General features: G+C 60.4%; 27 protein-coding genes. 18 read left to right on the top strand and 9 right to left on the bottom strand.

Annotation, left to right across the window (positions count from 1 at the left end; translation table 11 throughout):
• The first annotated feature begins 36 nt into the window (after positions 1–36).
• The 14 genes from VOI23_RS05500 to cysK all read left to right on the top strand — a co-directional run bounded on the left by VOI23_RS05500 (position 37) and on the right by cysK (position 12,359).
• Positions 37–1,212 carry a phage major capsid protein gene (locus VOI23_RS05500; protein ID WP_416376508.1) on the top strand — a complete coding sequence of 392 codons (1,176 nt, stop codon included), beginning with the start codon at positions 37–39 and terminating at the stop codon, positions 1,210–1,212.
• An 84-nt stretch (positions 1,213–1,296) separates the two neighbouring features.
• Positions 1,297–1,896: a head-tail connector protein gene (locus VOI23_RS05495; RefSeq protein ID WP_323782717.1), complete on the top strand. Its 600-nt coding sequence runs from the start codon at positions 1,297–1,299 to the stop codon at positions 1,894–1,896.
• Positions 1,893–2,219, top strand: a complete 327-nt coding sequence (locus VOI23_RS05490) for a head-tail adaptor protein (RefSeq protein WP_323782714.1) — start codon at positions 1,893–1,895, stop codon at positions 2,217–2,219. Before VOI23_RS05495 ends, VOI23_RS05490 begins: the two co-directional genes overlap by 4 nt.
• The gene (locus tag VOI23_RS05485; RefSeq protein WP_323782711.1) at positions 2,216–2,623 is read left to right on the top strand and encodes a DUF3168 domain-containing protein; all 408 of its coding nucleotides are present in this window, start codon (positions 2,216–2,218) and stop codon (positions 2,621–2,623) included. Before VOI23_RS05490 ends, VOI23_RS05485 begins: the two co-directional genes overlap by 4 nt.
• Before the next feature lie 25 nt (positions 2,624–2,648).
• On the top strand, positions 2,649–3,065 hold the full coding sequence (locus VOI23_RS05480) for a phage major tail protein, TP901-1 family (protein ID WP_323782709.1): 417 nt from the start codon (positions 2,649–2,651) through the stop codon (positions 3,063–3,065).
• A 1-nt stretch (position 3,066) separates the two neighbouring features.
• Positions 3,067–3,393: a gene transfer agent family protein gene (locus VOI23_RS05475; RefSeq protein WP_323782706.1), complete on the top strand. Its 327-nt coding sequence runs from the start codon at positions 3,067–3,069 to the stop codon at positions 3,391–3,393.
• Entirely contained in the window at positions 3,390–3,593 is a 204-nt protein-coding gene (locus VOI23_RS05470; protein WP_323782703.1) for a rcc01693 family protein, read from the top strand. The genes VOI23_RS05475 and VOI23_RS05470 overlap by 4 nt, the downstream gene beginning before the upstream one ends.
• A complete protein-coding gene (locus VOI23_RS05465; protein WP_323782700.1) occupies positions 3,586–4,245 on the top strand; it encodes a phage tail tape measure protein in 660 nt (219 codons plus the stop codon). Before VOI23_RS05470 ends, VOI23_RS05465 begins: the two co-directional genes overlap by 8 nt.
• A gap of 10 nt (positions 4,246–4,255) precedes the next feature.
• The gene (locus VOI23_RS05460; protein ID WP_323782697.1) at positions 4,256–4,888 is read left to right on the top strand and encodes a DUF2460 domain-containing protein; all 633 of its coding nucleotides are present in this window, start codon (positions 4,256–4,258) and stop codon (positions 4,886–4,888) included.
• Entirely contained in the window at positions 4,888–5,772 is an 885-nt protein-coding gene (locus tag VOI23_RS05455) for a DUF2163 domain-containing protein (RefSeq protein WP_323782694.1), read from the top strand. The genes VOI23_RS05460 and VOI23_RS05455 overlap by 1 nt, the downstream gene beginning before the upstream one ends.
• A gap of 5 nt (positions 5,773–5,777) precedes the next feature.
• The gene (locus VOI23_RS05450) at positions 5,778–6,218 is read left to right on the top strand and encodes a peptidase (protein ID WP_416376514.1); all 441 of its coding nucleotides are present in this window, start codon (positions 5,778–5,780) and stop codon (positions 6,216–6,218) included.
• Complete coding sequence (locus tag VOI23_RS05445) at positions 6,218–10,135, top strand: baseplate multidomain protein megatron (RefSeq protein WP_323782689.1); 3,918 nt, start codon at positions 6,218–6,220, stop codon at positions 10,133–10,135. Before VOI23_RS05450 ends, VOI23_RS05445 begins: the two co-directional genes overlap by 1 nt.
• 270 nt (positions 10,136–10,405) lie before the next feature.
• Positions 10,406–11,212: a serine O-acetyltransferase gene (cysE, locus tag VOI23_RS05440; RefSeq protein WP_323782686.1), complete on the top strand. Its 807-nt coding sequence runs from the start codon at positions 10,406–10,408 to the stop codon at positions 11,210–11,212.
• A 79-nt stretch (positions 11,213–11,291) separates the two neighbouring features.
• Positions 11,292–12,359 carry a cysteine synthase A gene (gene cysK, locus VOI23_RS05435; RefSeq protein ID WP_323782683.1) on the top strand — a complete coding sequence of 356 codons (1,068 nt, stop codon included), beginning with the start codon at positions 11,292–11,294 and terminating at the stop codon, positions 12,357–12,359.
• An 81-nt stretch (positions 12,360–12,440) separates the two neighbouring features.
• On the opposite strand, the gene VOI23_RS05430 is transcribed toward cysK, so the two are convergent.
• From VOI23_RS05430 to VOI23_RS05415, 4 genes are all read right to left on the bottom strand, one after another.
• Entirely contained in the window at positions 12,441–13,739 is a 1,299-nt protein-coding gene (locus VOI23_RS05430; protein WP_323782681.1) for a pyruvate dehydrogenase complex dihydrolipoamide acetyltransferase, read from the bottom strand.
• A gap of 12 nt (positions 13,740–13,751) precedes the next feature.
• A complete protein-coding gene (locus tag VOI23_RS05425) occupies positions 13,752–15,119 on the bottom strand; it encodes a pyruvate dehydrogenase complex E1 component subunit beta (RefSeq protein ID WP_323782679.1) in 1,368 nt (455 codons plus the stop codon).
• A 17-nt stretch (positions 15,120–15,136) separates the two neighbouring features.
• A complete protein-coding gene (pdhA, locus tag VOI23_RS05420; protein ID WP_323782676.1) occupies positions 15,137–16,138 on the bottom strand; it encodes a pyruvate dehydrogenase (acetyl-transferring) E1 component subunit alpha in 1,002 nt (333 codons plus the stop codon).
• Positions 16,139–16,328: 190 nt separating this feature from the next.
• On the bottom strand, positions 16,329–16,628 hold the full coding sequence (locus VOI23_RS05415; RefSeq protein WP_323782674.1) for a septum formation initiator family protein: 300 nt from the start codon (positions 16,626–16,628) through the stop codon (positions 16,329–16,331).
• Positions 16,629–16,843: 215 nt separating this feature from the next.
• On the opposite strand from VOI23_RS05415, the gene VOI23_RS05410 reads away from it, so the two are divergent.
• Positions 16,844–18,457: an acyl-CoA dehydrogenase family protein gene (locus VOI23_RS05410; RefSeq protein ID WP_323782669.1), complete on the top strand. Its 1,614-nt coding sequence runs from the start codon at positions 16,844–16,846 to the stop codon at positions 18,455–18,457.
• An 11-nt stretch (positions 18,458–18,468) separates the two neighbouring features.
• Here VOI23_RS05410 and VOI23_RS05405 read toward each other — a convergent pair whose 3' ends face one another.
• The 4 genes from VOI23_RS05405 to VOI23_RS05390 form a co-directional block, all read right to left on the bottom strand.
• Positions 18,469–18,981 (bottom strand): GNAT family N-acetyltransferase, encoded by a 513-nt coding sequence (locus VOI23_RS05405; RefSeq protein ID WP_416376507.1) that lies wholly within the window; start codon positions 18,979–18,981, stop codon positions 18,469–18,471.
• Between the two features lie 196 nt (positions 18,982–19,177).
• Positions 19,178–20,350, bottom strand: coding sequence for a winged helix-turn-helix domain-containing protein (locus VOI23_RS05400; protein WP_323782666.1), 1,173 nt, complete (start codon positions 20,348–20,350; stop codon positions 19,178–19,180).
• Between the two features lie 166 nt (positions 20,351–20,516).
• Positions 20,517–21,410 (bottom strand): fructose bisphosphate aldolase, encoded by an 894-nt coding sequence (locus VOI23_RS05395; RefSeq protein ID WP_323782663.1) that lies wholly within the window; start codon positions 21,408–21,410, stop codon positions 20,517–20,519.
• A 156-nt stretch (positions 21,411–21,566) separates the two neighbouring features.
• Complete coding sequence (locus tag VOI23_RS05390; protein ID WP_323782659.1) at positions 21,567–22,769, bottom strand: phosphoglycerate kinase; 1,203 nt, start codon at positions 22,767–22,769, stop codon at positions 21,567–21,569.
• Positions 22,770–22,893: 124 nt separating this feature from the next.
• On the opposite strand from VOI23_RS05390, the gene VOI23_RS05385 reads away from it, so the two are divergent.
• From VOI23_RS05385 to VOI23_RS05375, 3 genes are all read left to right on the top strand, one after another.
• Positions 22,894–23,406 (top strand): peptidylprolyl isomerase, encoded by a 513-nt coding sequence (locus VOI23_RS05385; RefSeq protein WP_323782657.1) that lies wholly within the window; start codon positions 22,894–22,896, stop codon positions 23,404–23,406.
• Positions 23,393–23,962 (top strand): peptidylprolyl isomerase, encoded by a 570-nt coding sequence (locus VOI23_RS05380; RefSeq protein WP_323782654.1) that lies wholly within the window; start codon positions 23,393–23,395, stop codon positions 23,960–23,962. The genes VOI23_RS05385 and VOI23_RS05380 overlap by 14 nt, the downstream gene beginning before the upstream one ends.
• A 169-nt stretch (positions 23,963–24,131) precedes the next feature.
• Entirely contained in the window at positions 24,132–25,100 is a 969-nt protein-coding gene (locus VOI23_RS05375) for a DUF3179 domain-containing protein (RefSeq protein WP_323782651.1), read from the top strand.
• A gap of 34 nt (positions 25,101–25,134) precedes the next feature.
• On the opposite strand, the gene VOI23_RS05370 is transcribed toward VOI23_RS05375, so the two are convergent.
• Positions 25,135–26,319 (bottom strand): pyridoxal phosphate-dependent aminotransferase, encoded by a 1,185-nt coding sequence (locus VOI23_RS05370; RefSeq protein ID WP_323782648.1) that lies wholly within the window; start codon positions 26,317–26,319, stop codon positions 25,135–25,137.
• Positions 26,320–26,504 lie beyond the last annotated feature (185 nt).

The following is a 26,504-nucleotide window of genomic DNA, read 5'->3' as shown; positions in this document are numbered from 1 at the left end:
CGCGGCAGGGCTGAAGACCAACAGAAAGGATTGTTGATGACCGAGATGCAGTCTCGGACCGGGGAAGATGTGTCTCCGGTCGCGGAAATGAAATCCGCAGTGGCGGGTTTCTTGAAGGAGTTCAGAGGCTTTCGGGCCGATGTTCAGAAACGGTTTGAAAAACAGGAAGAGCGACTGACCATGCTTGATCGTAAATCATTTACCCCGGCGCGTCCGGTTCTGTCTGCCTCGACCGATGTCGGGGCGCCCCATCAGAAGGCATTTTCGGCCTATCTGAGGAGCGGCGACGATGACGCGCTGCGCGGGCTGGAACTGGAAGGCAAGGCGATGTCGACCGCCGTCAATAGCGATGGCGGTTATCTGGTCGATCCCGAAACCGCAGCAACGATCAAGAGCGTGCTGCAGTCCGGCGCGTCGATCCGCAAGATCGCCAATGTGGTTTCGGTCGAAGCGACGTCTTTCGATGTGCTGATCGACCATACCGATATCGGTCATGGCTGGGCCACCGAAGCCGGTTCGGTGGCCGAGACCGGGTCGCCGTCCATCGACCGGATCACTATCCCGCTGCATGAGTTGTCGGCGCTGCCGAAGGCCAGCCAGCGGCTGCTGGATGACAGCGCCTTTGATATTGAGGGCTGGTTGTCGGGGCGGATTGCAGACAAATTCGCCCGCGCCGAAGCGTCGGCTTTCGTCAATGGCGATGGGGTGGACAAACCGACCGGGTTCCTGACCCATGGCGCGGTCGCCAATGACAGTTGGAGCTGGGGAAACCTCGGCTATGTTGCCACCGGCGTGGATGGCGATTTCAACGATGCTACGGAAATCATCGATCTGGTCTATTCGCTGGGGGCGCAATACCGCGGCAATGCAAGTTTTGTGATGAATTCCAAAACCGCGGGCGCGGTGCGCAAGCTGAAGGATGCCGATGGCCGCTTCTTGTGGTCGGATGGGTTGGCGGCAGGCGAACCGGCGCGGTTGCTGGGGTATCCGGTGCTGATCGCAGAAGATATGCCCGATATCGCAACCGGGGCGGATGCCGTTGCGTTTGGCGATTTCGGATCTGGGTATACCGTTGCCGAGCGCCCCGATCTGCGCATTCTGCGCGATCCGTTCAGCGCCAAGCCGCATGTTCTGTTCTATGCCACCAAGCGTGTCGGCGGCGATATCAGCGATTTTGCCGCGATTAAGCTGCTGCGGTTCGCCGTCTCTTAACTAGCAGTGAAGCTGGGGCCGGTTAACGGACCGGCCCCGGGGCGCGCGCCTGGCAGAGAATAGATAAAGTTTTGGAGTTTTTCCATGATGTTAGTCGAAGAAACCTCGGTGCCGCTCGCGGCTTTGCCGATTGCTGAGCTGAAGGCGCATCTGCGGTTGGGCAGCGGCTTTGCCGAGGATGATGTGCAGGATGCGGTGCTTGAGAGTTTCTTGCGGGCTGCGTTGGCGGCGGCGGAAGCTCGGACGGGCAAGGTCCTGATCGAACGGGAATTCAGTTGGACGCTGGAAAACTGGCGCACCGCCGAGGCGCAGGTTCTGCCGGTGGCCCCGGTCGGGTCGGTCAACGCGGTGGTTTTGATCGACAGGTTGGGCGTTGAAACGTTGATTTCGGCGGACACGTACCGGCTGCTGCAGGATCGCCAACGGCCGAGGCTATGCCCGGTAGCGGGGGCGTTGCCAATGGTGCCGACGGACGGCGCGGTGCGGGTCGAAATGACCGCCGGCTTTGGGCCTGGTTGGGACGGTCTGCCTGCCGATCTGGCGCAGGCTGTGTTGATGTTGGCGGCGCATTATTACGAATACCGGCACGATACCGCGTTGAGCGGTGGCTGTATGCCCTTTGGTGTCACCAGCCTGCTGGAACGGTATCGCCCGGTACGGATATTTGCCGGAGGTGCAGCATGACACCGCCACGATTGACCCGGCTTTTGACGCTCGAAACCCCCGCGAGAGTGGCCGACGGGGCGGGTGGTTTCGCTGAAAACTGGACCGTGTTGGGGCGGCTTTGGGCCGAGGTCACACTGCGCACCGGGCGCGAAAGCGGTGGGTTTTCGAAGTCCCGTTTTCGCATCCTGGTGCGTGCCGCGCCGCAGGGATCGACAATGCGACCGGGCCCGGATCAGCGGTTCCGCGACGGCGACCGCGTGTTCCGCATCGAAGCAGTGTCCGAGCGCGATCCCGAAGGTCGCTATCTGACCTGCTTTGCCACTGAGGAGGTGGTGGCATGAGCTATGGCATGACAGCGGCATTGCAGCAGGCGGTGTATCAACACCTGTCGAGTGATGCGGGCGTTACCGCATTGGTCGGCGGCGTGTTCGACGAGATCCCGGCGGGAGACCTGCCGCCGATTTATGTCAGCCTCGGGCCGGAAACAGCCAAGGACAGGTCGGACAAGACCGGCGATGGGGCTGAGCATGAATTCGTGGTCTCCGTCATCAGTGATCAGGCGGGATTTCTATCGGCGAAACAGGCGTCTGTGGCGATCAGCGATGCGTTGATCGGGGCCGATCTGGTGTTGAGCCGGGGGCTGTTGATCGGGCTGTGGTTCGTGAAGGCGGTGGCGAAACGCGAAGCCAGCAGCAATGTCCGCAGGATTGACATGAAGTTTCGTGCCCGCGTGGAAGATAACTGAGAATTTCCAGAAACGGAGTAAGACTATGGTGGCTCAGAACGGTAAGGATTTGTTGATCAAGGTGGACCTGACCGGTGATGGCCAGTTCGAAACCATGGCGGGGCTGCGGGCCACGCGGATCAGCTTCAACGCTGAAAGCGTCGATGTGACCAGTTTGGAATCGGCGGGTGGCTGGCGCGAATTGCTGGGTGGGGCCGGGGTGAAATCGGCGGCGATTTCGGGATCGGGTGTGTTCAAGGATGCATCGACCGACGAACGGGCGCGGCAGATCTTTTTTGACGGCGAAGTGCCCGATTTCCAGATTATCATCCCTGATTTTGGCACGGTCGAAGGACCATTCCAGATGAGCGCGATCGAATATGCGGGCAGCCACAACGGCGAGGCCAGCTACGAGGTTTCGATGGCGTCGGCCGGGGCGCTGAGCTTCACGCCGGAGGTGTGAGATGGCGAACCCCTGGGCCGGTGAGGTCGGATTGGTCATCGACGGGCAGCGCCACGTGATGAAACTGACGCTGGGCACATTGGCCGAATTGGAGGCCGGGGTGCAGGAGGAATCGCTGATCGAGCTGGTCGAGCGGTTCGAAACCGGACGGTTTTCGAGCCGCGATGTGCTGATGCTGATTGTGGCCGGTCTGCGCGGCGGCGGTTGGCAGGGCGCTGCAGAGGACCTGACCCGAGCCGAGATAGATGGTGGCCCGCTGGCGGCGGCGCGGGCGGCAGCGCAGTTGCTGGCGCGGGCCTTTTCTCTGCCGGGAGATGGTGCGGCGTGACCCGGTTCAACTGGCCCGTCTTGATGCGGGCAGGGGTGCGCGGGTTGGGGTTGACGCCGGGGGAATTCTGGGCGCTGACCCCGGCGGAATTGGCGCTGATGCTGGGGCATGGATCAGGGGCGGCCCCGCTGGACCGGGCCCGGCTGGATGAATTGCTGCAGGCCTATCCGGACCGCAAAGGAGATCAGAACAATGAGTGAGATTGATGGGCTGGACACGCTTCAGGATCAGGTCGAGGCGCTGGAGACGCGTCTTGGCACGGCGACGTCGATGGCGGGTAGTTTCGAGGCCGAGCTGCGCCGGGTCGGGTCGGCATTCAACGAAACCGCGCTGGATGCGGCGGCGCTGGAACGTGGCATGAGCCGTGGGTTGCGCCGGGCGTTGGACGGTGTGGTGCTGGACGGGATGAACCTGTCGGAGGCGCTGCGCACGGTGGCGCGGTCGATGATAGACGCAACTTATTCGGCAGCGGTGCAACCGGTCACGGATCAGGTCGGATCGCTGTTGGCGCAGGGTGTGGGAAATCTGGTGTCGGGGCTGTTTGCGTTCGAGAAAGGTGCCAGTTTTTCACAAGGCCGGGTGATGCCATTTGCCAGTGGCGGCGTGGTGTCGGGACCGGTGAATTTCCCGATGCGCGGCGGGACGGGCCTGATGGGTGAAGCGGGGCCTGAGGCGATCATGCCGTTGGCGCGCGGCGCCGATGGCCGGTTGGGTATCAAGGCGCAGGGCAGCGGTGCCACGACCGTGGTGATGAATATCACGACCCCGGATGTGCAGGGATTTCAGCGGTCGCAAAACCAGATCGCGGCACAGATGACCCGCGCATTGTCGCGCGGTCAGCGGGTCCGGTGAGGAGGACAGGATGCATTTTCACGACGTCAGATTTCCCGCTTCGTTGAGTTTTGGCGCGGTAGGAGGGCCGGAGCGGCGCACCGATATTGTGACGCTGGCCAACGGGTTCGAGGAACGCAACACCCCCTGGGCCCATTCGCGGCGGCGCTATGATGCCGGGCTGGGATTGCGGTCGCTGGACGATATCGAAACGCTGATCGCGTTTTTCGAAGCCCGAAACGGTCAGATGAACGGGTTTCGCTGGAAAGACTGGGTCGATTACAAATCGGCTGCGCCATCGGCGAACATCGCTCATACAGATCAGGTCATCGCCACCGGCGATGGCGATCAGGTCACGTTTCAGTTGATGAAGACCTACCGTTCGGGCGCGCAGAGCTATGCCCGGCCGATCAAGAAACCCGTTCTGGGCACGGTGGTGATCGGTGTCCAGGGAACGGAACTGCGCGAGGGGGTGCATTTCAGCGTCGACACCGTAACCGGAATGGTGACGCTTGCCGAGCCGCCCAATGCGGGGGCCGATGTGACCGCCGGGTTTGAGTTCGACGTGCCGGTTCGGTTCGACACTGACCATATTCATGCCAATGTCGCCAGCTTTCAGGCTGGCGAGGTGCCCGATGTGCCGGTGCTGGAGGTGCGGGTCTGATGAAGCTGAGCACAGAATTTCAAACCCATCTGGCCAGTGGCGCGACGACGCTGTGCCGTTGCTGGCTGCTGGTGCGTGCTGATGGGGTTTCCTATGGATTTACCGATCACGATTGCGATCTTGGCTTTGACGGGGTCACCTTCAGGGCCGATAGCGGGTTGTCGGCGGCGGCGCTGCAACAGGCGACTGGCCTTTCGGTGGACAATACCGAAGCGGTGGGCGCGCTGAGCGACGAGGGGCTGAACGGGGCCGATATCGAAGCGGGTCGGTTCGACAACGCAACGGTGCGCTGCTGGCTGGTCAATTGGACCGATCCGGCGCAACGGGCGTTGCAGTTTAACGGGTTTCTGGGCGAATTGACGCGGTCGGGCGGCATGTTCCGCGCCGAGCTGCGCGGGCTGACCGATAGGTTGAACCAGCCGTTAGGACGGGTCTATCAAAAAACCTGTGCGGCAGTTCTGGGCGATGCGGCCTGTGGTTTCGATCTGACGACACCGGGCTATGTTGCCGAGATCGCGGCAGAGCAGATCGCGGAGGACCGGGTGTTTCGCTTTGCTGCTGTTTCGGGTTTCGAAACCGGCTGGTTCCGGCGCGGGCGTCTGGATGTGACCAGCGGTTCCGCGACCGGGTTAAGCGGCGTGATCAAGAAGGATTTCGCCAATGACGGTGGGCGGGTGATCGAGCTGTGGGCCCCGATGCGGGCGCGCGTGTCGCCGGGCGACAGGCTGCGGTTGATCGCGGGATGCGACAAACGGTTCGAAACCTGCCGGTTGAAATTTGACAATCTGCTGAATTTTCAGGGCTTTCCTGACATTCCAGGCGATGATTGGACGGTTTCCTATCCAGCCGGCGCCAGCGTCACGCATGGCGGCAGTCGGCGATGACGGCGATGGACGGCGCGAGGGTCGTTGCCACAGCAAGAACCTGGATCGGGACACCCTATCGGCATCAGGCGTCGGTCCGGGCGGCGGGAACGGATTGTCTGGGGTTGCTCAGGGGAATCTGGCGCGATCTTAACGGGACGGAACCCGAATTGCCGCCCGCCTATAGCCGCGACTGGTCCGAACCGCAGGGCGAGGAAGTGTTGTGGCGTGCGGCGCGGCGGCATTTGCTGAACCGACCGCTGGAGGTGGAAGCCCCGGGCGATATCCTGCTGTTTCGCATGTGCGCGGGCTGTGTTGCGAAACATCTGGGAGTGGCGGCGGACATTGGGGGCGGTGCCAGTTTCATTCATGCCTATAGCGGCCATGCGGTGGTGGAAAGCCCGCTGAGCCTGCCATGGCGCAGGCGCATCGTGGCACGATTTGCTTTGCCCGAGGGGGATTTCTGATGGCGACCATTCTATTATCTGCGGCCGGTGCGGCGATTGGCGGGTCTGTCGGTGGCACGGTTCTGGGCCTGTCGTCGGCGGTGGCCGGTCGCTTTGTCGGGGCAACATTGGGCCGGGCGATTGATCAGCGTTTGCTGGGGCAGGGGTCGGACCCGGTGGAAACTGGCCATGTCGACCGGTTCCGCCTGACCGGTGCCAGCGAAGGCGATCCGATGAGCCGGGTTTACGGCCGGATGCGGATCGGGGGGCAGGTGATCTGGGTCACCCATTTTCAGGAGCAGAGCCAGACATCCGGCGGCGGCAAGGGTGGCGGGGCGCGTCGGAGCACCGCTTACAGCTATAGTCTCAGCCTGGCGATTGCGCTGTGTGAAGGCGAGATCGGGGGGGTCTGCCGGGTCTGGGCCGATGGCGATGAAGTGGCGCCAGACGATTTGAACATGCGGATTTATCGCGGCGGTGCCGATCAGTTGCCCGATCCCAAGATGGAGGCGGTAGAAGGCGCGGGGCTGGTTCCGGCTTATCGTGGTACGGCCTATGTGGTGATGGAAGACCTGGGTCTGGCGCAGTTTGGCAACCGGGTGCCACAGTTCACGTTCGAGGTGCTGCGTCCGGATTTTGAATATGATGATACGATGGATCGGGAACCTGCCCATGCGATCCGTGGTGTCGCCTTGATGCCGGGGACTGGGGAATATGCGTTGGCCACCGATCCGGCTGTGCTGGACTATGGTTTGGGCGAAACCCGGACCGCGAATATCAATTCCGCATCCGGGCAAAGCGATCTGGCAACCTCGATCGGGCAGCTGGAGCAGGAATTGCCCAATTGCGGGGCGGTGTCGCTGATTGTCAGCTGGTTCGGCGATGATCTGCGGTGCGGCGACTGCACCTTGCGTCCCAAGGTCGAACAGGGCGATCAGGATGCCGACGGCATACCGTGGTCGGTGTCGGGGCTGACCCGGGACGGGGCGCAGTTGGTGCCAATGCAGGATACGCGGCCGGTATATGGCGGGACGCCCTGTGACGTTTCGGTGATCCAGGCGATTGCAAAATTGCAAGACGCCGGGAAGGCCGTGATGTTTTATCCGTTTATCCTGATGGAACAGATGGCGGGCAACACATTGCCCAATCCCTGGACCGGGCAGGTGGGTCAGCCGGTGTTGCCTTGGCGGGGGCGGATCACCGGATCGCTGGCACCGGGGGTGGAAGGATCGCCAGATCAAAGCGCTGCGGCAGCGGCGCAGGTGGCGGCGTTTTTCGGCACCGCTACGGCGGCGGATTTCACTGTAACCGATGGGGCGGTCGCCTATAGCGGCCCGCAGGAGTGGAGTTATCGCCGGTTCATTTTGCATAATGCCGCGCTTTGTGCTGCGGCGGGTGGGGTCGCGGCGTTTTGCATCGGATCGGAAATGCGCGCGCTGACCCAGCTGCGCGGCTTGGATAACACGTTCCCGGCGGTGGCGCAGATGCGGCTGCTGGCGGCAGAGGCGCGGATGTTGCTGGGGCCAGAGGTCAAGCTGGGTTATGCCGCCGATTGGTCGGAATATTTCGGCTACCATCCCCAGGACGGATCGGGCGACGTGTTTTTCCACCTCGATCCGCTTTGGACGGATGACGAGATCGATTTCATCGGTATCGACAATTACATGCCACTGTCGGATTGGCGCGATGGGGAAGATCATCTCGATGCGGGATGGGGGGCGATTTACAACCTCGATTACCTGCGTTCGAATATCGAGGGCGGCGAAGGCTATGATTGGTATTATCATTCCGACGAAGCCGAAGCGGCACAGATCAGAACCGCGATCACCGATGGGGCTTATGACGAACCCTGGATTTACCGCTACAAGGATATCCGTGCCTGGTGGTCGCACGAACATTTTAACCGCATCGCAGGCGTTCGGGCGCAACAGCCTACCGATTGGCTACCGCAGTCGAAACCGATCTGGTTTACCGAACTGGGCTGCGGCGCCATCGACAAGGGCACCAATCAGCCGAACAAATTCCTTGATCCGAAATCGTCGGAATCTGTACTGCCGAAATATTCTGACGGTCGCCGCGACGAATTGATTCAGATGCAATATCTGCGCGCGATGCTGGGCTATTGGGGCGACGCGGCGCATAATCCTTTGTCCGGGGAATATGACGGTCCGATGCTGGACATGTCGCGCGCATTTGTCTGGGCCTGGGATGCGCGGCCCTATCCCAGTTTCCCGCGCAATACAGAATTGTGGGGCGATGGCGACAACTATGCCAAGGGCCATTGGATCAGCGGGCGTGGGGCGGCGCGGTCTCTGGCCTCGGTGGTGACCGAGATCTGCCATCGGGCCGGGGTGCGCGATATCGACACCAGTGCCCTGCACGGTCATGTGCGCGGGTATTCCCTGACCGAAACCCGTGATGCGCGCAGTGCGTTGCAACCACTGATGCTGCGCTACGGGTTCGACGCAATTGAACGCGACGGAGTGCTGTTGTTTCGCAGCCGCACCGGGCTGAGCGATTGGAATTTGCAGGGCGAAAGCTTGGCGGTGAATGACGATTTGCCGTATTCGACCGAGGCGCTGCGCGCAGCGGAAAGCGAAATGGCGGGCCGGGTGCGGCTGCGCTTTGTCGAAGCCGATGCAGATTTCGAAACCGCATCGGAAGAAAGCGTTTTGCCGGATGAACGAACCCATGCGGTGACGGCGGCCGGACTGCCACTGGCGATGACCCGGGCCGAAGGGCGACAGGTTGTCGAACGCTGGCTGAGCGAAGCGCGGATGTCGCGCGATAGTGCAAAACTGGCGCTGCCGCCATCGGCGTTGCAGGTGGGCGTGGGCGATGTAATCAACCTGTCCGAACCGGGGATGACCGGCACCTATCGGGTCGATCGGATCGAATATGGTGCGTCGCAGATCATTGAGGCGGTGCGGATCGACAAGGCCAGCTACAGCCCGGCCGAATTCGTCGATGAAACCAGTCCGGTCACGCCGTTTGCTGCCCCGGCCCCGGTGTTTTCGCTGTTTCTCGATTTGCCGCTGCTGACCGGGGACGAAATACCCCATGCGCCGCATCTGGCGGTCAATGCCAACCCGTGGCCGGGCAGCGTCGCGATTTACAGCTCGGTCAGTGACAGTGATTACGATCTGCTGACAACGCTGAACGCGCCAGCCACTATCGGAGTGACCGAAACGGTCCTGCCACGGGCGCAACCGGGGTTGTGGGATCGCGGCAATCTATTGCAGGTGAAGCTGGCGAAAGGCAGTCTGGAAAGCCGGTCCGAAGCATCGGTGTTTGCCGGTGGCAATCTGGCGGCGATCGGCGATGGGTCTGCGGAAAACTGGGAATTGATTCAGTTCCGCGATGCCGCGCTGGTGGATGAAGATACATATCATCTCAGCCATTTACTGCGCGGGCAGCAGGGGTCCGAAGTGGCAATGCCAGATTCCTGGCCAGCCGGGTCCTATTTCGTGTTGTTGAACAGTGCGACGGTGCAGCTGGAACTGGCGTCGAGCAGCCGCAACCAAGTGCGCCATTATCGGATCGGATCGGCCAAGCGCGGTTATAACGATCCATCTTATCGGCATTACCAGCAGGCCTTTACCGGGATTGGATTGCGCCCGTATGCACCGGTGCATTTACGGGTGGGTTCTACACTGTCGGGTGATCGGAAAATCACTTGGATCCGGCGAACGCGGGTGGATGGCGATAGCTGGGATGCGCTGGAAGTTCCATTGGGCGAAGAACGGGAGATGTACCTGGTACGAATTCGGCGCGGAACTCAGATCGTGCGGGAAGAAACGGTGACCCTGCCTGAGTGGCACTATTCCGCAGCGGCGATTTCCGAAGATGGCGGTTTGGCGGGGCTGGTGGCTGATGTTGCGCAGGTTTCGGCGGTCTATGGCGCAGGGGCGGTGGCAAGTCTGGCACTGGATGGCTAGCGGTCGCCAGCCGGATTTGTCAAACCCGTTCGCGCTGCCGCATAGAGGTTGGGATTTATCACGCCAGGGACTTTGATTTCATGTAAATTGGGACGCACCGCGCCGGTTCCGGAAATGATGGGATAAAAAAAAACGTGCCGTTGCTGCGACAACAGGGGACTGATCTGTGCCGCGACCGGGTATTAAGAACTGTAATATTTGCCTTCACAGCTTTGCGTTTTGCCAATCCGGCTTATCTGCTATACTCAAGTCCACCGGAGGACCGCGAATATGGCCAAGACGAAGACACATTTTGCCGAACTTGATCCTGTCTGGAACCAGATCAGGACCGAGGCTGAGGACGCCGTCAAGAAGGAACCTCTTCTGGGCGGGCTGATTCATTCCAGCATCCTGCACCATGACACGATCGAAAACGCGCTGGCGTATCGGACGTCGTTGAAGCTGGCCTCGGGCGAGATGTCGGAACAGCTGATCCGCGAAATTTGCGACGCGGCCTATACCGATGACGAAACGCTGGCTTTGGCGGCGCGGGCCGATATCGCAGCGGTCTATGACCGTGACCCGGCCTGCCACCGATTCCTGCAACCGCTGATGTTCTTCAAGGGATTTCAGGCGCTGCAATCGTATCGCGTGGCGCATTGGCTGTGGCTGCAGGGACGCCGCGACATGGCATATTTTTTCCAGATGCGGGTTTCGGAACAGTTCGGCGTCGATATCCATCCCGCCGCACGGATCGGCAAGGGCATCATGATCGACCACGCCCATTCCATTGTGATCGGGGAAACCGCCGTGGTTGGCGACAATGTGTCGATGCTGCATTCGGTGACGCTGGGCGGCACCGGCAAGGAAGAGGAAGACCGCCATCCCAAGATCGGCGACGGCGTTCTGATCGGCGCTGGGGCCAAGGTGCTGGGCAATATCCATGTTGGTCATTGTTCGCGCATCGCCGCCGGATCGGTGGTGCTGCACGAGGTGCCGCCGAAAACCACCGTCGCCGGCGTGCCGGCCAAGGTGGTGGGAGAAGCAGGCTGTTCCACCCCGTCGATAACGATGGACCAGCTTCTGGGGACGAAATAGAACGTTATCCTACTGATAAGCATTGTAAAAATTCCCGGCTGGACCTATCCTGACCGGGCTTTTTTTTGGGGGGGAAATCATGACACGGCAAACCGATGGGCGCGGACGGCTTTACGATTCGGTTCTGGAAACGGTCGGCAACACGCCGGCGATCCGGATCAACCGTTTGGCGCCAGATCACGTGACAATGTATGTGAAGGCCGAAGCCTTCAATCCCGGCGGATCGGTCAAGGACCGGCTGGCGCTGAACATCATCGAGGCGGCGGAAGCTTCGGGCGCTTTGAAACCCGGGCAGACCGTGGTTGAGGCAACCAGCGGTAATACCGGCATCGGGCTGGCCATGGTTTGTGCCGCCAAAGGATATCCTCTGGTCATCACCATGATCGAAACCTTTTCGGTGGAACGGCGTCGCCTGATGCGGTTTCTTGGTGCCAAGGTGGTGCTGACCCCGAAAGAGCAAAAAGGCACCGGCATGTATCAAAAGGCCAAGGAACTGGCCGAAAAGAACGGCTGGTTCTTTGCCCGGCAATTCGAAACGCGGGCCAATGCCGATATCCACGAACATACAACGGGGCGCGAAATCATGGCCGATTTCGACGGTCAGCGGCTGGATTATTTCGTCAGCGGCTTCGGAACCGGCGGGACGGTGACGGGGGTATCGCGGGTGTTGCGGCGGGAACGGCCCGAAACGAAAATCATCCTGTCGGAGCCCGACAACGCGGCCATGGTGCAAAGCGGCGTCGCGCAGGACCGGACCGGGGACGGGGAACCGGCCGCCAGCCATCCGGCCTTCAATCCGCATCCTATCCAGGGCTGGACGCCGGATTTCATCCCGCTGGTGTTGCAGGAGGCGCTGGACAAGGGCGGCTATGACGACCTGATTCTGGTCGGTGGTCCGGAAAGCATCGCGGCGTCGCGGGATCTGGCTTTGAAAGAAGGCATCTTCACCGGCATTTCCGGCGGCGCGACCTTTGCCACCGCATTGAAAGTGGCCGAAACCGCGCCGAAGGGATCGGTCATTCTGGCGATGCTGCCCGATACCGGTGAACGCTATCTGTCGACGCCTCTGTTCGAGGGGATCGACGCCGAGATGAGCGCGGACGAAATCGCGCTGATGAAATCGACGCCGGGGTATCAGATGGGGTGACGGCAAACAGGCTGTCTTGTCCAAAAACGAAAAACGCCGGGGAATGCCCCGGCGTTTCTTTTTGATATCAAGCTTTTGGCATCACGCCAGCATGACCATCGGGTTTTCCAGGTTGTCGACGATGGCCTGTAACAGGTTGGCGCCAAGCGCGCCGTCGATGACCCGGTGATCGACCGACATGGTGACCGACATCACGGTCGCCACGGTCAGTTCGCCGTCGTCGCCCACCACTGGTTTCTTCACCCCGGCGCCGACTGCCAGGATGCCCGCATGGGGCGGGTTCACGATAGCGTCGAAATTGTCGATGCCGAACATGCCGAGGTTGGAAATGGCGAAGGAACCGCCCTGGTATTCATGCGGGGCCAATTTGCGGTCGCGGGCGCGTTTGGCCAGATCCTTCATTTCGGTCGACAGGGCCGAGAGCGATTTCATGTCGGCATCCTGCAGCACCGGCGTGAACAGACCGCCTTCGATGGCGACCGCGACGGCGACATCCGAAGGTTTCAGTTGCAGCACCTTGTCGCCAGCCCAGACTGCGTTGGCTTCGGGTACGGCTTGCAGCGCATTGGCGACGGCCTTGATGATGAAATCGTTGACCGACAGCTTCACGCCACGCGCTTCCAACTGCTTGTTCAGTTGGGAACGGAATTTCAACAACGCGTCGAGCTTGATATCGCGGCGCAGATAGAAATGCGGGATGGTCTGTTTGGCCTCTGTCAGCCGCGCGGCGATTGTTTTGCGCATACCGTCGAGCTTGATTTCGGTGTAGTCGCGGCTTTCGTACATCCGGGCCACGGCATCGGCCGAGGGACCGGCAGGCGCAGCAGCGGGGGCTGCGGGTGCAGCAGCTGGCGCAGGGGCTGCGGCGGCAGGTTTGGCGGTAGCGGTTTCGACATCGGCCTTTACGATCCGTCCGCGCGGGCCGGAGCCTTTGAGCTGGCTCAGGTCCAGCCCCTTGTCGGCGGCGATGCGGCGCGCCAGCGGTGAGGCGAAGATGCGCGATCCGTCGGCGGCGGCAGGCGCTGCCGGGGCAGGGGCCGCCGCTGCGGCGGGGGCTGGTGCGGGGCTCGCTTCTGCCGGAGTTGCTTCGGTCGCAGGGGCAGCGGCAGGCGCTGCGGCGATATCGTCAGCGCTTTCGCCTTCTTCGATCAGCACCGCGATCGGGGTGTTGACCTTGACCCCTTCACTACCTTCCGCGATCAGGATCTTGCCGACGATGCCTTCATCGACGGCTTCGAATTCCATCGTCGCCTTGTCGGTTTCGATTTCCGCCAGCAGGTCGCCCGAGCTGACGGTGTCGCCTTCCTTGACCAGCCATTTGGCCAGGGTGCCTTCCTCCATCGTCGGAGACAGGGCGGGCATCAGGATTTCAGTTGCCATTGTCGTGTCTCCTCAGCGATAGGTCACTTGTTTGACCGCCGCGATCACCTCGTCGGTGGTGACCAGCGCCAGCTTTTCCAGGTTCGCGGCATAGGGCATTGGCACGTCCTTGCCGGTGCAGTTGATCACCGGCGCGTCGAGGTAATCGAAGGCGCGGGTCATGATTGTCGCCGACAGGTGGTTGCCGATTGAGGCGACCGGGAACCCTTCCTCCACGGTGACGCAGCGGTTGGTTTTCATCACCGAATTGATCACCGTGTCGTAATCGATCGGGCGCAGGGTGCGCAGGTCGATGACTTCGGCGGAAATCCCGTCAGCGGCCAGCTTGTCGGCGGCTTCCAGCGCGTATTGCATGCCGATGCCGAAGCTGACGATGGTCACGTCCGACCCTTCGCGCCAGATACGGGCCTTGCCAAAGGGCACGGTGAAATCATCCATCACCGGCACGTCGAAGGACCGGCCATAGAGGATTTCGTTTTCCAGGAAGATCACCGGGTTGGGATCGCGGATCGCGGTTTTCATCAGGCCCTTATAGTCCGAGGCCGAATAGGGCATCACGACCTTCAGGCCGGGGATTTGCGCATACCAAGCGGCGTAATCCTGGCTGTGCTGGGCACCGACGCGGGCGGCGGCGCCGTTGGGACCGCGGAACACCATCGGGGCGCCCATCTGACCGCCCGACATGTACAGCGTTTTCGCGGCCGAGTTGATGATCTGATCCATCGCCTGCATGGCGAAGTTGAAGGTCATGAATTCGACGATCGGACGCAGGCTGCCAAAGGCGGCGCCGACGGCGATCCCGGCAAAGCCATGTTCGGTGATCGGGGTGTCGATCACCCGCTTCGATCCGAATTCGTCCAGCAGACCCTGGCTGATCTTGTACGCGCCCTGATATTCGGCGACTTCTTCACCCATCAGAAACACGGTGTCGTCGCGGCGCATTTCTTCGGCCATCGCGTCGCGCAACGCTTCGCGGACGGTTTGCTGTTTCATTGCCGTGCCTTCAGGCCAGTCCGGGGACAGATCGGCGGCTTTGGCAGCCGGTGCCGCAGCAGCGGGCGTCGCCGGGGTGGCGGGGGCTGCCGGGGCAGGGGCTTCGGCTGCCGGGGCCGAAACGGCCACATCATCGGCGCTTTCGCCTTCTTCGATCAGCACGGCGATGGGCGTGTTCACTTTCACGCCTTCGGTGCCTTCGCTGATCAGGATCTTGCCGACGATACCTTCGTCGACGGCTTCGAATTCCATCGTCGCCTTGTCGGTTTCAATCTCGGCGAGGATATCGCCCGAGGATACGGTGTCGCCCTCTTTGACCAGCCATTTGGCCAGCGTGCCTTCTTCCATCGTCGGCGACAGCGCGGGCATGAGAATTTCGGTTGCCATTGGTTCTTATCTCCCCCTTATGCCTGCGCTTCGGCATAGATATCGGTCCACAGCTCTTCTATGCCGGGTTCCGGGCTTTCCTTGGCGAAATCGGCGGCTTTGTTCACGATATTCTTGATGTCCTTGTCGATCGCCTTGAGGTCATCTTCGGTGGCGTGTTTGCCGGTCAGCAGCAATTCGCGCACATGTTCGATCGGATCGCGTTCTTCCCGCATCTTCTGCACTTCCTCGCGGGTCCGGTACTTGGCCGGGTCCGACATGGAATGGCCGCGATACCGGTAGGTTTTGACTTCGAGGATATAGGGCCCCTTACCGTCGCGGCAGTGTTTGGTGGCCTTTTCGCTGGCTGCCTTGACCGCCAGCACGTCCATGCCATCGACAATTTCGCCGGGAATGCCAAAAGGTTCGCCGCGGGTATAGATATCGGCGGTGGACGTTGATCGTGCCTGCGCCGTGCCCATCGCATATTGGTTATTCTCGATCACGAAGATCACCGGCAGTTTCCACAGGGCGGCCATGTTAAAGGTCTCATAGACCTGACCCTGGTTCGCGGCACCATCCCCGAAATAGGTGAACGTGACGTTGTCGTTCTCAAGGTATTTGTCGGCAAAGGCCAGTCCGGCCCCCAGCGGCACCTGCGCGCCCACGATGCCGTGACCACCGTAAAAATGCTTCTCTTTCGAGAACATGTGCATCGAGCCGCCCTTGCCTTTGGAATAGCCGCCCTCACGTCCGGTCAATTCTGCCATGACGCCGTTTGGGTCCATGCCGCTGGCCAGCATATGACCGTGATCACGGTAAGAGGTGATGCGTTTGTCGCCATCCTTGGTCGCGGCTTCCAGCCCGACCACGACCGCTTCCTGCCCGATATAGAGGTGACAGAAACCACCGATCAGGCCCATGCCATATAATTGACCGGCCTTTTCTTCGAATCGGCGGATCAGCAACATGTCTCGGTAATATGTTTTCAGCTCTTCAGCGGAAACATTTGTTTTGGCTTGGGTTTTTCTGGCTGCCATTGGGCGTCCTCCTCCCGTTTCCAATAATAGTTTAGCGTTAAACTATCTTATAAAGGATTTTTCCGCACAGGGCGAGAATAAATTGACGCGGGGCGCGAAACTGCAGCGCCAAACCCAAGTATCGGTCAGCAAAGGGGCATGATGCAAGGATAGAACAGGGTTCCCCGGCCTTCCTTCAGATATGGTGATGTTAGCGAATGACGATTTCGTCGCTGCGGATCATGCCCAGAACCGAGCGCGCCTGCTCGTCCAGCAGATCAAGGTCGAGATACCCGTCCGACAACCGCCGGGTCAGGTTTTCCATCCGCGCAACCTGCGCGTCGAGTTGCGCGAGGTCCTTGTGAAGAGTATCGGCCTCGGCCTGAATTTCGACACGGCGGAACAACCCGTAGCCGCCCTGAACGGCGGCAAAGGTGAAATAGGAGCCAAGCATGAAGGCCACTGCGAAATAGGCCCAAGCGCCAAGGGCGGGTCGTTTCCTGCGTTGCATTTTTCTGCCTCGTTTTCCGCCTCTTGCAGGGCGGTAGGACGATACTGCCACAAGCGCGTCGCTTTGGGAATCCCTCAAAAAGGATGTAGCCGCACTTTCTTGCAGTCTTACGGAGCGTGACAGAACTGTCGGGAACTTCATCCGCCGTCGCGTCATGCTGGATCGAAATGTCAAATCGGACCATGCTGTGCCTGTCTACCGAAGGAGGAGCCGGGATGACACAAGGCCATAGCGTATTTTCAACCCATGAAGTCACCAACCAGCCCGAGCCGCGCCGGGCGCGCGACCTGTGGGCCGAAGACCGTCCGCTGATGGATTTGGCGGGAACGCTGCATGCCGATGTCGGGGCCCTGGCCAAAGCCGGTCGCGCCTTTGGAACCGAAGACATGTTGCAAGCGGCCGAAGACGCCCGCCGCGATGCGCCGCGGCTGAAACTGTTCGACCGTTCGGGGCGACGGTTGGACGAAGTGCAGTTCCATCCCGGTTATCATCAGGTCATGGATCTGGGGGTGACCCACGGCTATGCCGCAGCCGCCTGGGAAGGCAAGCCGGGCGGTCATGTCACCCATGCCGCGCTGTGCTATTTCATGGCGCAGCTGGAGCCGGGGATTTCCTGCCCGCTGACGATGACTTATGCCGCCGTTCCGGCGTTGCAGAACGATGCTGATTTAGCCAAAGCCTGGGGACCTAAGTTGATCGCGCGGCATTACGACCCGTCCGTCAGGCCGCTTTCGGCCAAGCAGGGCGTCACTATGGGCATGGCGATGACCGAAAAACAGGGCGGATCGGATGTGCGGGCCAATTCCACAACGGCGGTGCGCGATGGCGATGGCTATCGGCTGACCGGGCATAAATGGTTCTGTTCTGCGCCAATGTGCGACGGGTTCCTGACCTTGGCGCAGGCCCCTGAGGGTTTGACGTGTTTTCTGGTGCCGCGCTGGCTGGAAGATGGCAACCGTAATACGATGCATTTGCAGCGCCTGAAGGACAAATTGGGCAATCGCGCCAACGCGTCGTCGGAGATTGAGTATCACAATACGATGGCGTATCGTTTGGGCGACGAAGGGCAGGGGGTGAAAACCATCATCGAGATGGTGCATCACACCCGGCTTGATACCGCGATGGCGCCAGCGGGTCTTATGCGCGCTGCGCTGTCCGAAGCGAAATGGTGGATCAGCCATCGCAGTGCCTTCCAGCGCCGATTGATCGACCAGCCGCTGATGCAGGCGGTGATTGCTGATCTGGCGCTGGATTGGGAAGCGGCATTGGCGTTGGCGATGAGCTGTGCGCGGGCCTTTGACAGCGAGCAGGCAGAAGATCGCGCTTTTGCCCGGATCGCGGTGGCGCTGGCGAAATACCTGTCCAACAAACGCGCACCGGGAGTGATTTACGAAGCAATGGAAGCGCTTGGCGGCATGGGCTATATTGAGGAAACGCCGATGCCGATGCTGTACCGCGAAGCGCCGTTGAATTCGATCTGGGAAGGGTCGGGCAATGTGATCTGTCTGGACATCCTGCGCACATTGGCAAAGGCGCCTCTGGCAGGAGAGGTGTTGATGAACCGGTTACAACGGGTTGCAGGGGCGGATGCACGCTATGATGCCGCTTTGAAAACCCATCTGGAGCGCTGGCCCGCTTTGCCGACCGAGGCCGAGGCACGATGGTTCACCGAAAGCCTGGCCACGTTGCTGGCGGCGGCCATACTGATCGAAACCGCACCCCATGCGGTGGCGGATGGGTTCGTGACGGCCCGGATTGCAAATTTGCGCGGGGCGACTGCGGGGGCGGTATCGGGGCTGGATGTGGCCGCGATCATCGCTCGGATTTAAGCCCAGACGGATTACGGCGCGGCACGATCATCAAGACGAAGCTGCAACATTGCCAGATCCAGCCAGCGACCAAATTTTTGCCCGACCTGCGGCATCAGCGCGGTCTGCCCGAAGCCGAGGCTTTCATGCAGCCGGATCGACGCCGCATTGCCGGCCTCGATCGCGGCCACCATCACATGCAGGCCATCGCTCCGGGCCCGGTCGATCAGAGCCTGCATCAATTTCCGCCCTGTGCCGCCACCGCGCCGGGTGGCATCGACATAAACGGAATGTTCCACCGTCAGCCGGTAGCCGTCAAAAGCGCGGAATGGGGCGTAGCTGGCATAGCCCAGAACCTGCGTGTCATCACAGGCGACCAAAACCGGAAATCCCTGCGCCTGCCGCTGGGCGATCCAATCGGCACGATTGTCGGCGTCGACTGTCACGTCATTCCAGATCGCCGTCGTATGAAGCACCGCGTCGTTATAGATCGTGGCGATGGTAGCGGCGTCCCCGGCTGCTGCATTTCTGATCTGCATGGTCATCCAAATTTCGATAAAAGAGACACCCATAGTATACGGCCATCGGCCGATTGCTTGCCAGTTGAGTTTGGACGGTCGAACACAAAAAGTGCCTGTTTCAGGTTCGCAACACACCAACAAACGAACCCTGCCAACAATTGAGCGGAAAACAAAGCCGCCGGTCATTCGGATCGGCGCGTCGTCAAGCAGGGCAAGGTTGCTAGCGCGCGCAGAGCCAGATCACCGAGTCCAAGCCCGCAAGCCGGGAAAACCGCGAAAGTTCCGCATCCAGTTTTTCTGCGCGTTTTGCCGTGTGAGCCACCTTTGGTTCGGGCCAATAATTGAGCACATTCAGCGTCCCGCTGGACCGATCCGCCTTTGCTTCGATCCTTCCGACGAAGCGGCTGCCTTCCAGTAACGGGAACACGTAGTACCCCCATTGACGTTTTTGTGCCGGGACGAACATTTCTACCGTGTAGTCAAAACCGAACAGGCGTTTCAGTCGGGTCCGGTCCCGGATTGCCGGGTCGAACGGGTTGAGAATGCGCAGCCTGGAGGTCGGGGCCGGGCAGTTTTGCAATCGCGTTTCGATGTCGGGGCAGGCTATGGCCTTGGTCCAACGACCGTCGGCGGACTGGACTTCGACGGATATCAGCGCCTTGGCTTCGCGGGCCGCCCACTTAGAAACTTCTTTCACGTCAACGGCATCCCAGAATTTTCTCACCTCTCCAAGCGTGCCAGAACCAATCCGATCAAGGGCAGCCCAGCACAGCCAATCAATCTGATCACGATCTGCCATTTTCTGATCGCGCAATTCAGCAGGAAAGACCCGGTCTGAAAGGTCGTAATATTTGGTGAAGCCGTCCCGATGCGAAGTGGCAAGTTCCCCGGAATACCACATGTAATCAAGCGCCTGTTTGTGCGGTGGCCGCCGCCACATTTCCTTGGGGCCTTCAATTTTGGTATCAAAGGCGTGAGTGGACAGGGGGCCTTCGTCGGCGATGCGGCGTTTGATGGCGTCTCGCAGGTCGGCGCTTGGCTTGCCGCCATACCACGATGAACGTTCTGTCTTTTCCTTCATCCGTCGAAACTGACGTTGCCACATTGGCAGAAATTCCATCGGCAGGACCGAGGCATCATGGGTGAAATGTTCGAACACCGACCGATCCTTGGCCAACAATGTGTCCAGCATTGGTTCGCGGTAATTCTGGTTCCGGCTCCACAAGATGTGATGATGGGCGCGGGCCACAACCTGTATGGTATCAAGCTGAACAAACCCCAGGTTTCGGACCAGTGAGATTGGGTCGACTTGCCCGGTTGGCGTGGCGGCCAGACCATGTGCTGCAAGCCAAAGATGTCTGGCGTCGCGGTTTGAAATCCTCAGGGCCGTCATCACGGGTGCTCCATATTCAATGCGTCCCAGTGGAAAGGTCGATGTCAGAACCGAAGGTATTCAACCCGCAATATTCCGCAAGGCGAAGCAAGGGCTGGAACATAAAAAAGGGGCGGTTTGTACCGCCCCTGTTCCAACGATTTTTGCGCTCAATCGGCTCGATGGTTTAGCCCGCGATGGAGGCGTCAAAGATGCTTTGCACACTGGCGTCGAGCGTTTTGTTGAAGTCCGCGTCGCTCTGCTGCGCCGACAGGCCTTCGGTCAGGGCGCGCGAGAAGCTGGCGATCATGCCGGTGTTTTGCGACAGACGCGCATTGGCTTCGTCCCGGCTATAGCCGCCAGACAGCGCCACAACCCGCAGCACATTGGGATGATCGACCAGAGGTTTATATGTGTTTGCGACTTCCGGCAGGGTCAGTTTCAGCATGACTTGCTGGCCTTCGGGCAGCGCGTCGAGCTGTTTCTTGATCTCGGCCAGCAAAATCTGTTCGGCTTCGGCCTTGTCGGCAATGGAAATGGTCACTTCCGGTTCGATGATCGGCATCAGGCCGTATGACAGGATCTGTTTGCCAACTTCGAATTGCTGGGCCACCACAGCGGCGATGCCCGTAGCCGAGGCGGCGTCGATGACCGAGCGCATCTTGGTGCCGAAAATGCCCTTGGAGACGGCCTTTTTCAGCAGCGCGTCCAGATCGGGCATCGGCTTGAGCAGGCGCACGCCGTCTTCTTCATCGGCGAGACCCTTGTCGATCTTGAGGAACGGGACCACCTTGCAGTTTTCCCACAGATACGTGGCGGTGGGCTTGCCGTCGATTTCGCTGTCCATGGTACGTTCGAACAAGATCGCGCCCAGTATCCGGTTGCCATCAAAGGCGTCTGACTTGATGATCCGCGCCCGCATGTCATGAATAAGGCCGAACATTTCTTCGTCCGAAGTGTAGGCGCTTTCGTCAACTCCGTAGAGTTTCAGTGCCTTCGGGGTAGAGCCACCACTTTGGTCAAGCGCCGCGATAAAGCCTTTGCCCGATCTGATTTGTTCGGTTTGGGTCTGGTCGGTCATGATCAATATTCACCTGCTGCAATCGTTTTGGACGCTCGGCGCCCGGTCTGGCCTAGGCAATAGGCGACCGGGCGTAGGGATACAATTCGGTTGGCGCTAACGAAATCAATTTTTTTCGCATTTGCGTGTCTGGTGGGCTGGTCCGGTTGCCAGCGATCAGGCCAGCGTCATTTCGCTAGCTTCGAGCGCGGCAACGCCGGGCAGGGTTTTGCCTTCCATCCATTCGAGGAATGCGCCACCCGCAGTGGAGATATAGGTGAAACTGTCTGCGGCACCCGCCTGATTGAGCGCGGCCACGGTATCGCCACCACCGGCGACGGAAATCAACGATCCGGCGCGGCTCAGTTCAGCCGCTTTTTGCGCGGCCGCGTTGGTGCCGGTATCGAAGGGGGCGATTTCGAACGCACCCAGCGGCCCGTTCCAGATCAGTGTTTTGGCCTGTTCCAGAATGCTGACAATTCGTGCGACGGCCTTTGGTCCGGCATCGAGGATCATTTTGTCAGCGGGGCAGGCATCCGCGGCGACGACCGTGTTTTCGGCCCCGGCCTTGAATTCTGCTGCCACCACCACGTCGGTCGGCAGGACGATTTCACAGCCAGCGGTCTTGGCCTTGTCAAAAATCTCGGAGGCGGTGTCGGTCATGTCGTGTTCGCACAGCGATTTGCCCACATCAATGCCTTGCGCGGCCAGAAACGTATTTGCCATGCCGCCGCCGATCACCAGATAATCGACCTTTGCCACCAGATTGCCCAGCAGTTCCAGCTTGGTCGACACCTTGGCGCCGCCAACCACGGCTGCGACGGGACGTTGCGGATGGCCAAGCGCGCTTTCCAGCGCTTCCAGTTCGGCCTGCATCAGACGCCCGGCGCAGGAGGGCAGGTAATGCGCCACACCTTCGGTCGAGGCATGTGCACGGTGCGCGGCGGAAAACGCGTCATTGCAATAGACATCGGCCAGTTTGGCCAGCCGTTTGGCGAATGCGGGATCATTCGTTTCTTCGCCCGGGTGAAAGCGGATGTTTTCCAGCAGCACCACATCGGCGGATCTGATTTCCCCGGTGCGGGTTTCCATCGCTTCCAGCGTTTCGACGAAGGCGACTTTCCGGCCCAGCGCTTTTTCCAAAGCTTTCAGCGTGACCCGCAGGCTCATTTCCAGCACGACCTTGCCTTTGGGGCGACCGAAATGCGCCACCAAAATCGGCTTGCCGCCTTTGGACAGGATGTCGTTGATGGTCGGTACGATCCGTTCGATCCGGGTGGCGTCGGTGACCTGGCCATCCTTGACCGGCACGTTGATGTCGACCCGCACCATCACGCATTTGCCGTTCAGATCCATGTCGTCCAGAGTTTTCCAAGCCATATCACGACCTCCTCAAAATTTTGCGTCACACATGACCCGAAGCGCGGTTTGGGTCAAGCTCCGGCTTGGCAAAGGGCGTCATGCAGCTTAGGTAACTCGCAACGCAAAAATGAAGGAGCCCGACATGGCTGATATCAAAGACCCGGAGAACACTATCCTGATCGAACTGAAAGACGGGACTGTCGCAATTGAACTGTTGCCGGACGTTGCTCCGAAGCATTGCGACCGCATCAAGGAATTGGCGCGCGCGGGTCAGTATGACAATGTCGCTTTCCATCGTGTGATCGACGGATTCATGGCGCAAACAGGCGATGTGCAGAATGCCAATATGGAAAAGGATTACAACCCGGGCCGGGCCGGCACCGGTGGGTCCGATCTGCCTGATTTGCCAGCGGAATTTTCCAAACTGCCGCATGATCGCGGCACCTTGGGTGCGGCGCGGTCGGCGAACCCGAATTCAGCCAATTCGCAGTTCTTCATCAACTTCAAGGACAACCATTTCCTCAACGGTCAATACACGGTGTATGGCCGGGTGATTTCGGGGATGGATCTGGTCGACAACATCACCAAGGGCGAGCCGCCTGCGAACCCCGACCGGATGATCAGCATGAAGGTGGCTGCCGATGTTGAAGGATAAGAAATCCCTGCTGGTTGCGGGCGCTTTGCTTGCCATTTTGGCCGGTCCGGCTGCGGCGACAGGTCTCAGCATCGAAGTCGCCGGCGAAGGCGCGAATGGCATTGTCACGGTAGATTTGTTCGAAGATGTGGCCCCCGGACATGTCGCACAGATCACCGCCCTGGCCGAAGAAGGCGCTTATGACAACGTGGCATTCCACCGGGTCATCGACGGCTTCATGGCACAGACCGGTGATGTGCAATTTGGAAAGCTGGGCGGTGACATGCGGATGGCTGGCCGGGGCGGGTCGGATCGCCCCGATCTCAAGGCCGAATTTTCCGATGTTCCGTTCGATCGCGGCGTGGTCGGCATGGCCCGGTCACAGGATCCGGATTCGGCTAATTCGCAGTTCTTCATCATGTTCGCGCCGGGGTATTTCCTGAACGGCGATTACACCGTTGTCGGCAAGGTGACGGCGGGCATGGATATTGTGGATCAGATCAAGCGCGGCGAGGGTCGCAATGGCGAAGTGATGGGCCAGCCCGATGTGATGAAAAAGGTCACTGTCACCGAGTGATCGGTCGATTATGCTGACGAGGGAAAGGCCCGGCGGATGCCCGGGCCTTTTTCATGACGCCGGTTCGGTTTGCCTGGAAGCGTCATCATTGCCTTCACAACTGCGTTAACGGGCTGTGCAGATCGCGTGGTTGCGGTCATGCTGGGATCGGTTTTCAGGAGGGCGTGCGATGAGACTGTTGATCCTAGTGGCCGGTTTGATCCTGATCCAGGTCGTGCCCGCTGCCGCTAATCCTGATTTCTGGCGCCACGAATGGCCCAAGACCGATTTTTCCCGCACCGAGGTGGAAAACTGGGTCGAAATCCTGTCCGGCGGCCCCCCCAAGGATGGCATTCCCGCACTTGATGATCCGGCCATGAAGGCGCAGGCCGATGAAATCAGCCTCGATCCGCGCGAACCGGTGATTACCGTTGCCTTGGACGGGCAGCCGGCGCGGGCCTATCCGCTGCGCTATCTGATCTGGCACGAGATCGTGAATGATCGGATTGGTGATCTGCCGGTGGCGGTTACGTTTTGTCCTTTGTGCAATTCGGCGCTGGTATTCGATAGGCGGGTGGACGATCAGATTCTGAGTTTTGGCGTCACTGGCAAGCTGCGCAATTCCGATATGGTGATGTATGACCGCCAAACCGAAAGCTGGTGGCAACAGGCGCTTGGCCGGGGCATTGTCGGGCATTTCAACGGGGTGAAGCTGCGGCAACTGCCGGTCTGGATGGAAAGCTGGGCCAGTTTCCGCGCCGCCTATCCGGGCGGATTGGTGATGATGCAGCCGGAATTTTCCCGGGCCTATGGAACCAATCCTTATCAAAGCTATGACAGTGCGCACCGGCCGTTCCTGTATAGTGGTGAAAACCCGCCCCATGGCGTGCCGCCGTTGATGCGGGTCATTCGGGTCGGCAACAGGGCCTGGACGATGGAACGGCTGGGCCGGGAAAAGGTGATCACGGAGGCAGGTATCGTACTGCGCTGGCAGGATGAACAGGCCTCGGCGCTGGATACGGCGGCGATTGCGAAGGGCAGGTCGGTGGGTGCGATCCGGGTGCAGGACGGGCAGGGGCGCGATCTGGCGCATGACGTGATGTTTGCTTTTGCCTTCCACGCGTTCTGGCCGGATGGGGAATGGATGCTGGCACAGTAGGCGCTGCACGTGTCAGCCGTGCCGCCCGGTGTCCTCATCCCGGTTTCTCACCCGCCAAATTCCCGGCAAAGCTGACCAGCGTTTCCAATGCGTCGCAGAATACGTCATCGGCCACGGTCATCGCGACGCGGATATGCCCCGTAGCGGCCTGGCCGAAGCTTTCGCCCGGCATTACCGCGATGCGATGGGCGTCTAGCAGGCGGTTGGCAAACCCGTCACCATTCAATCCGGTCGCGCGGATATCCAGCAGCAGATACATCGCCCCGTCGGGGGGCACCGGCCTGACCGTGTTTTGACCGGCGAGGATTTTCAGCGCCTTGTCGCGGCGGCGGCGGAACGGGGCGGCAACGGATTGTTCCATCTCGTCCCCCTGATTCAAGGCGTAGAGCGCCGCATCCTGGATGAAACCGGCCACGCCGTAATTGGTGTTGGTCGACAAAGATTCGAAATGCGCGATTGCCTCTGCCGGTCCGATGATCCATCCCAGCCGGCTGCCGGTCATGGCGTGCGATTTCGACATCGATCCGACCACCAGCGTGCGATCCGCCATGCCGGGCAGGGCGCGCGGGCTGAGATGTTCACCCTGCCAGATTTGGCTGTCATACACCTCGTCTGAGATCAGCCACAGGTTACGGGCCTTCACCACATTCGCGATACCGTTCAGCGTATCGCGTGAATAGACCACGCCAGCGGGATTGTTCGGCGTGTTGATCAAAAGCGACCGCGCGCCCTCGGCCACTGCGTCGATATCACCTGCAAGCGGCTGAAATCCGTTTTCCGGTAGTGCTCGTACTGGCACCGGCACCGCGCCGCCCGATCGGATGGTGCCGGGATAGGTGACGTAATAGGGATCAATGAACAGCGCCCTGTCGCCGGGATCGCAACTGGCCAGATGCGCCGCGAACAGCGCCGCTTGTCCTCCGGCGGTGATCAACACGTTGTCGCGCGTGGTTTGTACACCGGTGCGGGTCTGTGTCCGTTCAGCGACCTTGTCGCGCAAGCCCTTGATGCCGGGCACCTCGGCATAGCCGGTATGGCCGCCCCGGGCCGAACGGTGCATCGCGTCGAGGATGTCGTCGGCGGTGCCGATATCGTGCTCGCCGATGGTCAGTTCCACCACGGGTTCGCCCGCCGCCTTCAGCGCCCGGGCGCGATAGAACACGTCCCAGCCATCCGATCCGCCACCGTTGATATTCAGCACCCGGGAAGACAGACGCATGTTTGACCTCATCTTGGAAATGTTGTCCGGTGGCGATCCGCCGGATGCCTTTTCGCGGCGCAGCAGGCCCGCGATTGCCTGATTTGTCAATTCAGCGATTGTGACCGGTCCGATCAGCGATTATCATTTTGGTATGAACGCAATGACCTGCATTATCTGCTGCATTATTACCCGCTGAGAAATTC

Source organism: Thalassovita sp., from assembly GCF_034670005.1.
Classification (GTDB): Bacteria; Pseudomonadota; Alphaproteobacteria; order Rhodobacterales; family Rhodobacteraceae; genus Thalassobius.
Note: the sequence above shows the minus strand (reverse complement) of the source record. Positions and strands in the feature narration are given on the sequence as shown.